The sequence below is a fragment of the Streptomyces pinistramenti genome (assembly GCF_020564935.1).
Taxonomy (GTDB): Bacteria; Actinomycetota; Actinomycetes; order Streptomycetales; family Streptomycetaceae; genus Streptomyces; species Streptomyces pinistramenti.
The window spans coordinates 96,544-110,572 of the sequence record NZ_JAJCXB010000010.1 but is presented as its reverse complement, the minus strand read 5'-3'; the positions used below and the strand labels follow the sequence as shown (position 1 = coordinate 110,572).

The 14,029-nt window shown below is 72.4% G+C and carries 13 protein-coding genes; all 13 read right to left on the bottom strand.

The features are described 5' to 3' along the window. Nucleotides 1-72 precede the first annotated feature (72 nt). Complete coding sequence (locus LIU39_RS10240; RefSeq protein ID WP_227046312.1) at nt 73-1,248, bottom strand: L,D-transpeptidase; 1,176 nt, start codon at nt 1,246-1,248, stop codon at nt 73-75. A 271-nt stretch (nt 1,249-1,519) separates the two neighbouring features. Further along, a complete protein-coding gene (locus LIU39_RS10235) occupies nt 1,520-2,437 on the bottom strand; it encodes an aldo/keto reductase (protein ID WP_227046311.1) in 918 nt (305 codons plus the stop codon). Between the two features lie 126 nt (nt 2,438-2,563). Next, the gene (locus LIU39_RS10230) at nt 2,564-3,043 is read right to left on the bottom strand and encodes a MarR family winged helix-turn-helix transcriptional regulator (RefSeq protein ID WP_227046310.1); all 480 of its coding nucleotides are present in this window, start codon (nt 3,041-3,043) and stop codon (nt 2,564-2,566) included. A gap of 60 nt (nt 3,044-3,103) precedes the next feature. After that, nucleotides 3,104-3,952, bottom strand: a complete 849-nt coding sequence (locus tag LIU39_RS10225; RefSeq protein ID WP_227046309.1) for an alpha/beta fold hydrolase — start codon at nt 3,950-3,952, stop codon at nt 3,104-3,106. 37 nt (nt 3,953-3,989) lie between these two features. Continuing rightward, nucleotides 3,990-4,646 carry an isochorismatase family protein gene (locus LIU39_RS10220; RefSeq protein ID WP_227046308.1) on the bottom strand — a complete coding sequence of 219 codons (657 nt, stop codon included), beginning with the start codon at nt 4,644-4,646 and terminating at the stop codon, nt 3,990-3,992. Continuing rightward, nucleotides 4,643-5,320: an SRPBCC family protein gene (locus LIU39_RS10215; RefSeq protein ID WP_227046307.1), complete on the bottom strand. Its 678-nt coding sequence runs from the start codon at nt 5,318-5,320 to the stop codon at nt 4,643-4,645. Before LIU39_RS10215 ends, LIU39_RS10220 begins: the two co-directional genes overlap by 4 nt. Beyond that, nucleotides 5,320-5,910, bottom strand: coding sequence for a (2Fe-2S)-binding protein (locus tag LIU39_RS10210; protein WP_227046306.1), 591 nt, complete (start codon nt 5,908-5,910; stop codon nt 5,320-5,322). The genes LIU39_RS10215 and LIU39_RS10210 overlap by 1 nt, the downstream gene beginning before the upstream one ends. Continuing rightward, nucleotides 5,910-8,300: a xanthine dehydrogenase family protein molybdopterin-binding subunit gene (locus LIU39_RS10205; RefSeq protein WP_227046305.1), complete on the bottom strand. Its 2,391-nt coding sequence runs from the start codon at nt 8,298-8,300 to the stop codon at nt 5,910-5,912. Before LIU39_RS10205 ends, LIU39_RS10210 begins: the two co-directional genes overlap by 1 nt. Next, the gene (locus LIU39_RS10200; RefSeq protein WP_227046304.1) at nt 8,297-9,145 is read right to left on the bottom strand and encodes an FAD binding domain-containing protein; all 849 of its coding nucleotides are present in this window, start codon (nt 9,143-9,145) and stop codon (nt 8,297-8,299) included. The genes LIU39_RS10205 and LIU39_RS10200 overlap by 4 nt, the downstream gene beginning before the upstream one ends. Before the next feature lie 58 nt (nt 9,146-9,203). Further along, nucleotides 9,204-10,472 carry an FAD-dependent monooxygenase gene (locus LIU39_RS10195; RefSeq protein WP_308409360.1) on the bottom strand — a complete coding sequence of 423 codons (1,269 nt, stop codon included), beginning with the start codon at nt 10,470-10,472 and terminating at the stop codon, nt 9,204-9,206. A gap of 64 nt (nt 10,473-10,536) precedes the next feature. Then, entirely contained in the window at nt 10,537-11,574 is a 1,038-nt protein-coding gene (locus LIU39_RS10190; RefSeq protein ID WP_227046302.1) for a 2,5-dihydroxypyridine 5,6-dioxygenase NicX family protein, read from the bottom strand. Between the two features lie 445 nt (nt 11,575-12,019). Further along, nucleotides 12,020-13,189 carry an NAD(P)/FAD-dependent oxidoreductase gene (locus tag LIU39_RS10185; protein WP_227046301.1) on the bottom strand — a complete coding sequence of 390 codons (1,170 nt, stop codon included), beginning with the start codon at nt 13,187-13,189 and terminating at the stop codon, nt 12,020-12,022. Nucleotides 13,190-13,242: 53 nt separating this feature from the next. Continuing rightward, nucleotides 13,243-14,019, bottom strand: a complete 777-nt coding sequence (locus LIU39_RS10180; protein ID WP_227046300.1) for an amino acid ABC transporter ATP-binding protein — start codon at nt 14,017-14,019, stop codon at nt 13,243-13,245. Nucleotides 14,020-14,029 lie beyond the last annotated feature (10 nt).

Genomic DNA, 14,029 nt, shown 5'->3' with positions numbered 1-14,029 from the left:
CCCGCACGCCCAACGGCCCCGCCCACCCGCCGCGAGGCAGGTGAACGGGGCCGTCCGGCGTCCGTCATCCGGCTACTTCAGCGCGCTGCGCTGCTGCCACTGCGGCCAGGACTCCTGCCAGACCTCCAGGCCGTTGCCGACGTCCGTCTTCTCCGTGTTGCTCGTGCCCTTGACCTCGACGGTCGAGCCGATGGGCAGGAAGTCGTAGACGCGCTTGGCGTCCGACGTGGTCATGCCGAAGCAGCCGTGGCTGTTGTTGACCACGCCGATGGACTTGTTCCACGGCGCGGAGTGCAGGAACGTCCCCGAAGCGGTCAGGTGGGTGACCCACTTCGCGTCCAGCATCCACTGGTCGCCGTAGCCGATGGTCTTGGAGTCCATCGTCTCCGCGGCGTTCTTGCTGCGGACGGTGTGCACGCCGCCGCGGGTGGGCGCCTCGGGCGAGCCGGCCGAGCCGCTGATGGTGCCGACGTTGCGGCCGCCCGCGTACATCGTCAGGGTGTGCGCGGGCACGTCGATGACGGCCTTGTGGTCTTCGCCGATGGTGAAGCCGAAGTTGTAGTCGCGGACGAACCAGTCGCCGTCGCCGGAGTTGAGACCGGTCAGCGCGCCCTTGACGGACACCTTGGTGCCGGCCGGCCAGTAGGTCTTCGGGCGCCAGTCGATCCGGTCGTGGCCGCCGTAGTCGGTGACCCAGCCCCAGGAGCCCTCGACCTTCGGCTGCGTGGTGACCTTCAGCGCCTTCTCGATGTCGGCGCGGCGGTCCTTGGCGATGTGGTTGTCGAAGAGGATCGAGACCGGCATCCCGGTGCCCACGGTCTGACCGTTCGACGGGGTGTTGGTGAGCTTGTTGACCCGGCCGGCTTCCGCCGTGGTGAACTCCGAGGTCGCGGCGGTCTTCTTGCCGCCGTCGGAGGTCGTGGAGGTCCTGATGGTGTAGGTGGTGCCGGGCCGCACCTTGCTGTCCGACGTCCATGACGTCCCGTCACCGGCCAGCCGCCCGGAGACCGTCGCGCCCTTGTCGTCCTTGGCCTCGACGGCGGTGATCTTGCCGCCGTCGGCCCGTATCGCTATCGGGGAGCCGAGCTTGGCGGACTTGCTGCCGGCCGCAGGGGTGACCGTCACCTTCGCCGCCGGCTCGGCGGCCTGCGACGAGGCCGCGCTCGTACCGCACGCGGTCAGCGATGTGGCCGCCACCAGGGCGACGGGTATCCAGCGAACGGCATGGCGACGTGGTGCGGCGAGCACGGGTTCCTCCAGATCAGGCCAACTGACAGTGACGGAGCCGGGACCTGCGGCGCTCGACCGCGCGGAACCTGAAATTCCCCCGCCACCCTGACAGACGGTTTGTCTGCTTAAGCGGTTGTCTGGCGGAAGGGATATTTATGACACGTTTCGATATCGGCGTGCGTGATGAGGTCGACCCGGAAGGGGACTTGGGGTGAATGAGCCTCTATGGGCGCTAGGTGTACTTTGTGCGATTTGAGGGGATTTGCGGGTTTTCGGTGGATGTGGGGAATCAGGCCGCCGGGCCGTTGGCGTCCGTGAGCCGGTCGATTTCCTCGGCGCTGAGCACGAGACGGGCGGCAGCGGTGTTCTCTTCGAGATGCCGGACGCGGGACGTGCCGGGGATCGGCAGCATGCAGTCCGTGCGGGCGAGCAGCCACGCCAGCGCCACCTGCCCCGGTGTGGCGCCGTGCCGCCGTGCGATCTCGTCGACGGGCCCGCCCGGGGCGGCGAGGGCGCCGGCGGCCACCGGCGCCCACGGGATGAAGCCGATGCCCTCGCGTGCGCAGTGGTCGACGACGTCCTGCGAGGCGCGATCGGTCAGGTTGTAGCGGTTCTGGACTGTCGCGATCTCCGCGATGCGCCGGGCCTGCTCGATCTCCTCGACGCCGACCTGGGAGAGCCCGATGGCGACGACCTTGCCCTCGTCCTGCAGCGTCTTCAACTCGCCGACCTGGTCCGCCAGCGGCACCTTCGGGTCGACGCGGTGCAGCTGGAACAGATCGATGTGGTCAAGGCCGAGCCTGCGCAGGCTCATCTCGGCCTGTTGACGCAGGTATTCGGGCCGCCCGACCGGAGGCCAGGCGGCCGGGCCACGGCGCACCGTGCCGTCCGCGGTCTCGATGACGTCCGGGCCGTTGCGCGTCAGGCCGGCCTTCGTGGCGATCAGCACGTCGTCCGGGTACGGGTGCACGGCCTCGCGGATGATCTCCTCGCTGACGTGGGGGCCGTAGGAATCGGCGGTGTCGATCAGCTGGACGCCGAGTTCGACGGCCCGGCGCACGACACGGATGCACTCCGCGCGGTCGTCGGGCTCTCCCCAGATGCCGCGCCCGGTCAGGCGCATGGCTCCGAAGCCCAGCCGGGCCACCTCCTTGCCGGCGATCTCGAAGGTGCCGGACCGCTGTGCTGTGGGCGGGTGCGTACTCACGCTGTGTTCCGTTCCGTTGAGTCCTCGGGCGCTTCACGCTAGCCGCGTGCCACCCGCCCAGCCTGGGTGTCCTGCACCCTGGCAGGCCGGGTTCGCCGAGCATCCGCGTACGGGACGGCGGGTGTGTCAGGAGTCCCCGGCCAGGCTCTCCCAGTGGTCGGCCAGGGAGGTCAGCAGCTGCATCAGGTCGGGGCGCTGCTCCTCGGCGTACGGGGCGAGCAGCCGCTCGTCCAGTTTGCGGGCGCGGTGGTAGGCGTCGCGCAGCGTCCGGCGGCCCTCGTCGGTGAGGAAGAGCAGCTTGCGCCGTCCGTCGGCGGCCGCGGTGCGGCGGACTATCAGGCCGCGGTTCTCCAGGCGCCGTGCCACGTCCGCCATCGTGGACGTGTCCAGGGCCACCGCCGACGCCATCGACCGCTGGTCGTGGCCGGGCGCCGCCTCCACGGCGGTCAGCACCGCGAACTGCGGGCCGGTGAGCGTCGGATCGACCGCGCGCACCCACACCGCGAGGTACGCCTGGTAGAGGCGGCGCACCTGGTAGCCGGGGGCGGCGGTCAGCGCCTGGGGGATCGCGGGCACGGACTCGGGGGGAGCGGACTCGTCAGCCATGGGCCAACTCAATCACGGTGATCAGGTGCGCCGCGGGCCGCCGGTGCCCGGTCCGTGCGATCACACCGTCATCGGGTGCAGCGCGGCCCGCAGGGCGCCGAGCGCGGCGGGCGGGTTGTCCCAGAAAATCATGTGTCCGGCGTCCGGGACGGCGGCGAACGAGGCCGAGGGGAGCAGCGCGCGGGCCTCGGCGACGCCCTCGGCGGTGACCACGGGACTGTCCGCGCCGTACAGCAGGGTGGTGGGCCCGGCGACCGCGGGCCACCAGTCGAAGAAGTCCTCCGTCTCGAAGCCCTCGTGGGTCGCGGTGATCGCCCGGCGGTCGCAGCTGGCCAGCCAGCGCGCCCGCAGCTCCTGTTCGCGGCGCGGCCAGCGCGGCCAGGATGCGGCCACCTCGTCGGCGTCGGTGCCGCGCTCGGCCTGCGTCAGCTGGTCGAGGAAGGCCGCAAGGGGCGTCGGGTACTCCTCGCGTCCAGGACCGCTCATCGGCGGGTCGGCCAGCACGCACCCGCCGGTCGCCACCTTGCCGCGGGCGGCGACGGCCGCGGCGATCCGCGCGCCCATCGAGTGCCCGAACAGCAGCGGCCGGTGCAGGCCGAGCCCGTTCACGACGGCCTCGGTGTCCTGGGCGTACTCCTCCAGGCGGTACGCGCCGCCGCCGTCCGACAGGCCGCGGCCGCGCACGTCGACGACCAACGGGCGTACCAGATCGGTGAGTTCGCGGGCGACGAAGTCCATGGTGACGGCCGGGCTGGTGATGCCGGGCAGGATGATCAGGGCGGGTCCTGCGCCGCCGTAGTCCAGGACGTGCAGCCGGGTGGTGCCGGAGCGGACCCACCGGCTGGTGGCCGGGATGTCGGCGAGGTCGGCGAGGGCGGACTGCGGGACGGACCGCTGGGGGTGCGGCACGGGAGCCTCCTGAGAGGGGGGTGGGGGAGGGCGGTGGTCAGGGGGTGGGCGGGCCGGCCAGGTAGGCGAGCGCGTCCTGTTGGCCGATGACGTCGCCGTACTTGGCCTGAATGTCGAAGAGGCTCGCGTCGTGCGGCCCCTGCGCCCGGTCGCCCACGCAAGTGCGGGGCACCAGCACCGGGAATCCGGACTGCACCGCGTCGACCACGGTGGCGCGCACGCAGCCGCTGGTGGTGGCGCCGCAGATCACCGCCGTGTCGCGGCCGAGTGCGGTGAGGGTGGCGGCGAGCGAGGTGCCGAAGAACGCCGAGGGCCCCTTCTTGAGCAGCAGGACGTCCTCCCGGCGGCGTGGCAGCCGCGGATCCACGGCGACCGCCTCGCTGCCCTCGACGAGCGCCCGCATGCCGGGCGCCTTGTGCAGCCAGGCGACGCCGTCGCCGTCCGCCTCGGCCGGTGTGTAGGAGAGCGCGGTGAACAGCACCGGCACCCGGGCGGGCCGCGCGGCCTCGATCAACTCGGCCGTCGCGCCGACGACTTCGGTGAGGTCGGCGCCGGAAGGGAACCGGTCGTCGGTGAAGCCCAGGGTCAGGTCGACGACGATCAGCGCGGGGCGGCTGCCGCGCCGTACCTGCGCCCCGAACCCGGCGCGCGCGTAGGTGGCGTCGGTGGCGCCGCCGTACCGGCCGGTGCTCATCGGCGCCTCGCCTCCTTCAGTTCCCGGCGCAGGCCGGCCAGCCGGCCCAGCAGCCAGCCCTCGAACACTCCGAAGGCGAAGGCGGCGACGAGCGGCCCGTACTTGGCGGGTACCGGGCCGGCGAGGAGCGAGAGCCCGTCGAGCGCGGGCGCGGGGGCGGAGGGGGCGGTCGCGGGGGCCCCCGCGGGGGCGGCCGGTCCCGCCGCCGGTGCCGCGGGGCCCGCCGTGCGGTCCTGGTCCAGCAGACTGCCGAGGTTCTGCGCGAACTGCTGGAGGATCCGGTTCGACACGGTGCCGATGGCGCCCTTGCCGAACTGGGCGAGCTTGCCGCGGATGACCAGGTCTGTGGACATGTCAAGGCGGGCGCCCTCCGGCGTCTCGGCCACCGTCAGCGTCACCTCCGCCTCCGCGTCACCGCTGCCGTGGGTGTCGGCGCCGCGCGCCTGCACCCGCAGCCGCCGCTGTCCGGCATCCGCCTCCAGGAACCGGACGGTGCCCGCGTACGCGGCACTGATCGGGCCGACCCGCACGGTGACCCTGCCCTGCCAGGCGTCGCCCTCCTGCCCGTCGAGCACCGCGCCCGGCATACAGGACGCCACCCGCCGTACGTCGTTCAGCAGCGCGAAGATCTCGTCCGGCGGCGCCGCCACCGGCACCGTGTTGCTGAGCTGCATCACCGCTCCTCTCCTGTGGCTTCCGCGGCTTCCGGGGTCTCGTCGGTTGCCGTTGCTTCCGTTGCTTCCTTGGCGCGACGGGCCGTGGCGCAGCTCTCGATCGCGTCGACGATGGACTGGTAGCCGGTGCACCGGCACAGGTTGGCCGCCACCAGCTCGCGGATCTCCGCCCGGTCCGCGTCGGGCCGCTCGGCGAGAAACCCCTCGGCCAGCATCAGGAAGCCGGGGGTGCAGAAGCCGCACTGGAGGCCGTGGTGGTCCCTGAACGCCTGCTGGAGATCGCTGAGTTGACGGCCGTCGTCGTCGCCGGACAGGGACTCGACGGTGCGGATCCTGGCGCCCTCCGCCTGCGCGGCGAACATCAGGCAGGCACGGGCCGGCCGCCCGTCGACCAGTACCGTGCAGGCGCCGCAGATGCCGTGTTCGCAGCCGACGTGGGTGCCGGTCAGCCGTAGATCGTGCCGCAGTACGTCGACCAGGGTGCGCCGCGACTCGCAGAGCACCTCGTACGCGGTGCCGTTGACATCCAGGGCGAGCAGCTGCCGCTCCGCCGCGGGATCGATCGCGGGATCGATGGGGGTCTCGGTCATCAGGTGCGCTCCAGGGTGCGGCGCAGTGCGCGGTGCACCGTCTCGGGGGTGACGGGGGTGTGATCGAGTTCGACGCCGGTGGGGCGCAGGGCGTCGTTGACGGCGTTCAGCACGGCCGCGGGCGCGCCGATGGTGCCGCCCTCGCCCGCGCCCTTGGCGCCGGTCTCGCTGAAGGCGCACGGCGTTTCGAGGTGCTGGACCGTGACGTCCGGGATCTCCTGGGCGGTGGGCACCTTGTAGTCCATGAAGCTGGTCGCCGACGGCTCGCCCTGTGCGTCGTAGGTCACCTGCTCGAAGAGCGCGCCCGCGATGCCCTGGGCGATGCCGCCCCGGCACTGGCCCTCCACGACCCGCGGGTTGATCGCCACACCGCAGTCCTCGACGCAGACGTACCGCAGGATCTCCACCTGCCCGGTGCCCTCGTGGAGTTCGACGACGACGCCGTGGGTGGCGTTCGAGAATGTGCCGTCGTTGAAGACGTCGAAGCTGGCCGTCGCCGTCAGGCCCGGCTCCATGTCCTTGGGCAGCAGATGTGCCTTGAGGTAGGCGGTATCGGCGAGTTCGGTGTACGTGAGGGTGGCGGCGGGATCGTCGTGACGGTGGACCCGGCCACGGCCGAGAGTGGTGTCCTCCCACGGGATGTCCCAGCGGGCTGCGGCGAGCCGGCGCAGCTTCTCGCCGAGCTTGCCCGCCGCGAGCCGGACCGCGCTGCCGCCGACGGTGACCGACCGGCTGGCGAAGGTGCCCCAGCCGTACGTGACGCGGTCCGTGTCGCCCTGGTGGATCCGCACCTTGGCGAGGTCCAGGCCGAGTGCGTCGGCGACGATCTGCGCCAGTGTCGTCTCGTGGCTCTGCCCGTGGCTCATCGTGCCGGTGGTGACCGTCACCGCGCCGCTGGTGTCCATCCGGACCTCGGAGATGTCGAAGCCCGGCACCACCTCCATCTTGCGCTGCGCGAACGCGGTGGAGCCGTAGCCGGTGCGTTCGCTGAAGCAGGAGTAGCCGATGCCGAGGTGCCGACCGGCGGCGGTGGCGTGGGCCTGCCGCTCGTACCAGCCCTCGTCCCGCAGCGTTTGCTCGCACAGGTTCAGCGACTCCAGGTAGGAACCGGGGTCGTAGGTGATGCCGTTGACGCCGGTGTAGGGGAAGTCGGTGATGAGGTTGCGGCGGCGGGTCTCCACCGGGTCCAGGCCCAGCTCCCGTGCCGCCCGCTCGAAGAGCCGCTCCACCACCATCACGTACTGCGGGCGGCTGACTCCGCGGTACGGCGCGGTGGGCGCCTTGTTGGTGGTGACCGCACGGCCGCGCACCCGGTAGGCGGGCACGGTGTAGACACCCGGCATCTCCGCGGCCGCCATCAGCGGCTCGATGCCCGCCGTGAACGGATAGCAGGAGTAGGCGCCCATGTCGCACACCACGTCCGCGTCCAGGCCCAGGATCCGGCCTTCGGCGTCGAACGCGGCCCGCACGTCGTAGTGCTGCTCGCGGGCGAGGAAGGACGCGGTCAGCGCGTCCTTGCGGTCCTCGATCCACTTCACCGGACGTCCCAGGCGCAGCGCCGCGGCCGCGGTGGCGATCTCCTCGCGGCCCACCACGCACTTCTGTCCGAAACCGCCGCCCATGTCCGGCACGATGACCCGCACCGCCCGCTCGTCGAGCCGCAGGCAGCGCGAGGCCACCGTCCTTACCTGGTGCGGCACTTGGGTGCAGGTCTGGAGGACCAGCTGCTCCTCGCGGTCGTCCCAGTGCGCCACCGCGCCCCGGGTCTCCAACGGCAGTGCGTTCTGGCGTCCGGTGCGGGTCTCGACGTGCACCACGCAGTCCGCGGACGCGAAGATCTCGTCGATGCCTTCGGTGGCGAACAGCGCCACATCGACCAGCGTGTTGCGCGGCGCCTGCGCGTGCACCAGCTCCGCTCCGTCGGCCAGGGCGTCCGCCTCGCAGGTCACCGGCGGGCGCACGGCGTAGCCGATCTTGGCGGCCTCCAGGCCGTCCTCGGCGGCGTACGCGTCGCGCGCCACGACCACGGCGATCGGCTCGCCGACGTAGCGGACCCGGTCGCGGGCCAGCACCGGCATCGCGGTCGGCACGAACTCCTCGGGCGGGCGGTCGAGTTGGGCGGTGATGTCGCCCAGGTCCAAATCTTCTGCGGTGAACGCGGCGATCACTCCGGGCACCTTCCGCACCGCGTCGAGGTCGACGGAGGTCAGCTCGCCGTTGGCGACGGTGCTGCGGACGAACTGGGCGTGCAGCATGCCGGGCAGCGCGATGTCGTCGACGAACCGGCCGCGCCCGGTCAGCAACCGCGGATCCTCCCGCCGCGCCACCGACCGCCCGACCAGCGGCCCTTCCCCGCCGTCCGGCGTGTGTGCTCCCGTCGTGGTGCTCATCGGGCCCTCGCCTCCTCGCAGGCACGCCGTACCAGCGTGCCGATCAGCCGCCGTCGGTAGTCCGCGCTGCCGTTGGCGTCGTCCGGCGGGTTCACGGCGGCAGCGGCGGCGGCCGCGCAGTCGGCGAACGAGCCGCCCGTTGCCAGCACCTGTTCCGCCTCGGGCACCCGTACCGGAACCGGTGCCACCCCGCCGAGCGCCACCCGCCCGCCGCGCACCTCGGTGCCCGCCAGGTCCAGGTCGACGACGGCCGAGACGATCGCGAAGTCGCCCCGGCGCTCGGCGAATTCGGTGAGTGCGGCATGCGGCGCGGGCCGCGGGAAGACGATCTCGGTGAGCAGTTCGTCCGGGTCGAGCGCGTTGGTGTACGAGCCGAAGAAGAACTCGGCCGCCGGGATGCGGCGCGGCCCGCGCGGCCCGTGGGTGTGGAGTTCGGCGTCGAGGGCGACCGCGAGCAGGCACCACTCGGCGGTGGCGTCCGCGTGCGCGATGCTGCCGCCCACCGTGCCGCGGGTACGGATCGGCAGGTGGCCGATCCAGCCCATGGCCGCGCGCAGGACGTCGAAGCCGGGGCCCAACCGGCGGGCCGGGGCGGTCTCGACGGTGTGGTGGGTGGTGAGCGCCCCGATGCGCAGCGCACCCGTGCTGTCGGTGCCGAGGTGGTCGAGGGCGCGCAGCCCGCCGATGTCGACGAGGTGCCGCGGCCTGGCCAGCCGGAAGTTCATCATCGCGACCAGGCTCTGGCCGCCGGCGATGACCTTGGCGTCGTCGCCGAGTTCGGCGAGCAGCCGGGCGGCGCCTTCGGTGTCGCGGGCCCGGTGGTAGCGGAACGGGGCGGGTTTCATGGTCCTCCTTGTCGTGTGGCGGTACGGGCGGGGGCCCGGGAGGCGGCGCCCGTCGGACTCAGCGGGCGAACCGGTAGGAGAACGCGACCTGATCGGCGTCGTGCAGCGGCGAGCCGCCCCACAGCCAGTCGTAGGACAGGTCCGACTCGCCGTCGAAGCGCCGCAACTTCTCGTCCCGCGCCTGCTGTTCGGGCCCGTCGGGGTAGTGGTAGAAGGTCTTGTTCCGCAGCGACGCGTCCTGCACCATCCCGGCGTGCCGGGCGCGCCGGTCGACGTACCGCCGCAGGGCGCCCTCCACCCCGGACACGGTGACCGCGCCCAGTTCCTCGGCCAGTACCGCCGCGTCCTCCATGGCCTGCGACGCGCCCTGCGCCTGGTACGGGAGCATGGCGTGGCAGGCGTCGCCGAGCAGCGCCACCCGTCCGTCCATCCACACCGGGTCGCGCCGCCGGTGGTGGAGGGCGAAGCAAGTGACGTTCTCCTTGGCCTTCGAGAGCATCGCCGGCACCCGGTCGTCCCAGCCGGGGAAGGCGTCCACCAGGTCCTGCGGGGCGGCGGCGACCGACCACTTCTCGGCGACCTCGTCGGTGCACGGCACGCACGCCACGACGTTGAGGTACGCGCCGCCGCGGATCATGTAGTGCACCAGATGGCGTTCGGGTCCGTACCAGATGGTGCTCTGGAAGCGGTCGACCAGCCAGCGGGTCGCCGGGTCGGCGGCGATCAGTTCGCCGGGGATCAGCGCGCGGAACGCCATCTCGCCCGAGAAGCACAGGGTGTCGGGCGCGCCCATCAGCTCACGCACCTGTGAGCGGACTCCGTCGGCGCCGATCACCACGTCGGAGGGGAAGCACCGGCCGTCGTCGGTGACGGCCACCGGCCGCTCGGGGGTGCTGCGGTCCAGGGCGGTGACCCGGCTCGCGGTACGGATGTCGACGACAGGACCGGGGCCGGCCGGATCCCGGCAGGCGTCCATGATGACGCGGTGCAGGTCGGCCCGGTGGTAGTGCCAGTAGGGGGCGTTGAACCGGTCCTTGCAGAACTGGCCGAGCGAGGTGAGGGCGACGATGCTGCCGTCCTGCCAGCGCCTCCTGACCTGGTCGAGCGGTTCGGTGTGGATGGCCTCCAGCTGCCGGCGCAGGCCGAGCCCGAGCAGCACCCGGCTGGCGTTCGGCGCGGTCTGGATGCCGGCGCCGATCTCGCCGAGTTCGGCGGCCGCTTCCAGCACGGTGACCCGCAGGCCGCGGTGGCGCAGGGCCAGCGCGGCGGTCAGGCCGCCGAGGCCGCCGCCGGCGATGGTGACTTCGAACGACTGGCTGGGCACCACTCTTCCTCCAAGGCGTGTCAGCGGTGCGGCGGTCGGGCCGCCGTGGTCCCGGTGCGCGCGGACGTCAGCTGCCGTCGTCGGCGAGCCGTCCCGCCACCACGACGTCCGTGCCGTCGACCGTCACCGAGCAGCCGCGCATCGCGATGTCGAGGTGCGCGTACGACTCGCGGCCGAGTACCGGGTGCGGGCCGGTGGACCACAGGAAATTGCCGGCGAACGCGCGGGCGTCCATGCCCATCAGCTCGTGCTTGCCGTACATCGCGGTGGCGAACCAGTCGGCGCTGCGCATCAGCCCCCAGCCCAGGTGCGAGAGGCTGCGCGCCCAGGTGTCGCCGGCGTCGTCGAAGAAGGTGGTGAGCAGGGCGGCGTCGGCGCCGCCGGTGATCTTCTCGATGTGCCCGCCGGCGATCTGGAGGGTGACAGGTTCGCGGACGTACTCCTTGAACGGCAGCAGGATGTCGCCGGGCGCGAGCACGATCCGCCCGTCGGAGATCTCCGGCCAGCACAGCACCATCGTGCTGGGCCAGTGGTCCCAGCGGCCCGGATCGTCGGCGAAGCCGCACTGGAACTCCGGCTCGGAACCGCTGAGTTGCACGGTCAGGTCGGTGCCGGCCGGTGAGCTGACCCGCATCACCGACGACCGTTTCAGCAGCTCGACGCCGCGCAGCACCGCATCCTTGTCGGCCGGGTCGGGGAGGTTGCGGATCAGGACCTCGGGGGCGTCGCAGACGAAGATGATGCGGGTGCCGGCCCGCAGGATCTCCTGCTGGACGGGGGCGTGGATGAAGCCCTCGCGAGTCAGGTCGACCACCAGATCGGCGGACTTGAGGAGGTCCTGCGCCGCGGTGTCACGGAGGACGGAGGTCAGACCGGGCCCTGCGCCGGTGCGGGTGCTGGGCATGGGTGCGGGGGTGCCGCCGGGCACCGTGGCGGCGATGACATGGGCGCCGCACGCCTTCGCGGCGCCGAACGCGGCGGCGACGTAATCGCCGCGGCTGTCCGGTTCGGCGAGCACCACCACGTGTTCGCCTTCGCGGAGCTTGCAGAGCCGGAGCTGGCGGGTGAAGGCGTCGAGCAGATCGACGGACGAGAGATCGAACACGGGGAGACCTCCAGAGTGTTTCGGGGGCCCCACGAGCGGGGACGGCCGTGGAGCGGCGGCCGGTGCAGCGCTGCGGAGTCGGGCGAGGGCAGCGGGCGGGTACGGGGACCGGCAGGGATCGGGGAGTCGCGGACGGTGCTCGGGTCGCCGGGCGGGCGCCTGGTGACCGGCCGGAATCTGGCCTGTGGATATGCTCTGATCTGCGGTGATGCCTCGGTGGTTGGTAACCGACAGAGATAATCCGAACACGTACTATCTTGGCTTGGCAAGGGGGGCGCGGCGAGTCGGTCGGCTTCTTTCTTGACGGTGTGTCAGTGAAAACCGCCGACACTCGCGTCGACCTGCGGCTTCGCCCGGAGCGCCGTCAGGGCGTACGCACGGCGCGGCCCCGCTCCCGCACACGCCGTGCGGCGGGACGGGAACGGGGTCCGCGGGGCCGGTGTCGCTACTCGGCGGCGGCCTGCTGATTGCTCATCACCTGGACACTCTCGTCCTGGACATCGGCCGCGGGCTCACGCGAAGGCCGGTACGGCGCGAGCGCGGGCACCGCGCGCCCGGAGAGGACCTCCTCGGCGGCCAGCTCGCCCAGCAGCGGCGCAAGCGTCACCCCGCTGTGCGTCACCACGCTGTACAGGCCATCGGCGCCCGGCACCGTGCCCACCAGCGGCAGCCCGTCGGCCGGCACCGGCCGCACACCGCGGCGTACGCCGGTGAGCCCCGCGGTGCGCAGCGCAGGCAGCACCTCGCCGCCACGGCGGTGCAACTCCTCCTCCAGGCCCGGCTGCTGTTCCCGCCCGGTGTCCCCGTCGGCCGGCAACAACGCGTCCACCGGCCAGGAGATCGAGCACACCCGGTCACCCGGCGCGGGGCGCAGGTCCACGCCCGGTGTCGCGAGGATCGCGCCCAGCCGGGCCGCGGGCACCGGAGTGCTCTCGCCGACCAGGCCGGGGATCCGGGTCAGCGGCAGCGACACGTCGGCGAGCGCGGCGATCCTCCCGGCTTCGGGCCCTGCGCAGTTGATGACGTGGTCCGCCTCCCAGCGGCGGCCCTCGGTCGCCACCCCCACGACCCGGTCGCCGCGCCGCAGCAGCGCCGTGACCCGCAGGCCGTAGCGGATCGCGGCGCCGTTCAGGGCGGCCCGGTCCAGCAGAGCGCGGGCCAGCAGCGGCGCGTCGTACCACGCCGCGTGATCGTGCACGACCAGCTCCGGTGCCGCGCAGGCCGCCGGGTCGGCGCCGGGCGCCAGCTCGGCCAGCGCCTCGGTACCCGTCGTCCGGCACGCGTGCCCCCAGGAACGCAGCCGCTGCGCACGCTCGTTGATCACCCGGCGCTCGTGCGGGGTGTGGCCCCACTGGACGAGCGGCACCTGATGCCGCCAGGCGGCGCCGCCCAGCTCCTCGCCGAGCGTCAGATGCGCGGCGGCACTGCGACGGTTCAACTCGTAGTAGGAATAAGGGGTCTTGAGGTGCGTGACGTCGATGGAAAAGGTGGCGCTCGACGTGCCGGACGCGGGGCCGCCGGCGTCGATGACGGTGACCTCGGCGCCGGCCCGTGCCAGATGATGCGCGACGGACGCGCCGAGCACACCGGCGCCGATGACCAGTACACGGGACATGGTTCGTTCCTGTCTGGGAGAGAGGGAAGGCGGATGCGGGCGGCGGGCCGCCGCTACCGCACCTTGCTGAGGAATGCCTGGGTGCGCACCTCGCGCGGCGAGCCGAGGACGTCGGCGGGGCAGCCGGACTCGACGACCACGCCGTCGTCCATGAAGACCAGCGCGTCACCCACCTCGCGGGCGAAGCCCATCTCGTGCGTGACGACGATCATCGTCATGCCGTCGGCGGCGAGTCCGCGCATCACGTCCAGGACCTCGCCGACGAGTTCCGGGTCGAGCGCCGACGTCGGCTCGTCGAACAGCATCAGCTCCGGACGCATGGCCAGGGCGCGGGCGATGGCCACCCGCTGCTGCTGGCCTCCGGAGAGCTGCGAAGGGTAGTTGCCTGCCTTGTCGGCGAGGCCCACCCGGGCCAGCAGCTCCCGGCCGCGCACCCGCGCCTTCGCCTTGGACTCGCCGTTGACCAGTACCGGGGCCTCGGCGACGTTCTCCAGCGCGGTCAGGTGCGGGAACAGGTGGAAGCGCTGGAAGACCATGCCGATGCCGCGCCGCTGCCGGGCCACCGCCTTGTCGGCCAGCTCATGGATGCGGCCGCCGCGCTCCTCGTAGCCGATCAGCTGGTCGCCGACGTACAGCCGGCCCGCATCGATGCGCTCCAGGTGGTTGATGCAGCGCAGGAACGTCGACTTGCCGGATCCCGACGGGCCGATCAGGCACATCACCTCGCCTGCCGCCACCGTCAGATCGATCCCCTTGAGCACATCGACGGTGCCGAAACTCTTGCACACCCCCTCGGCCCGCACGGCGCTCTTCGGGACTGCGCTTGTCATGGCTGCGCTC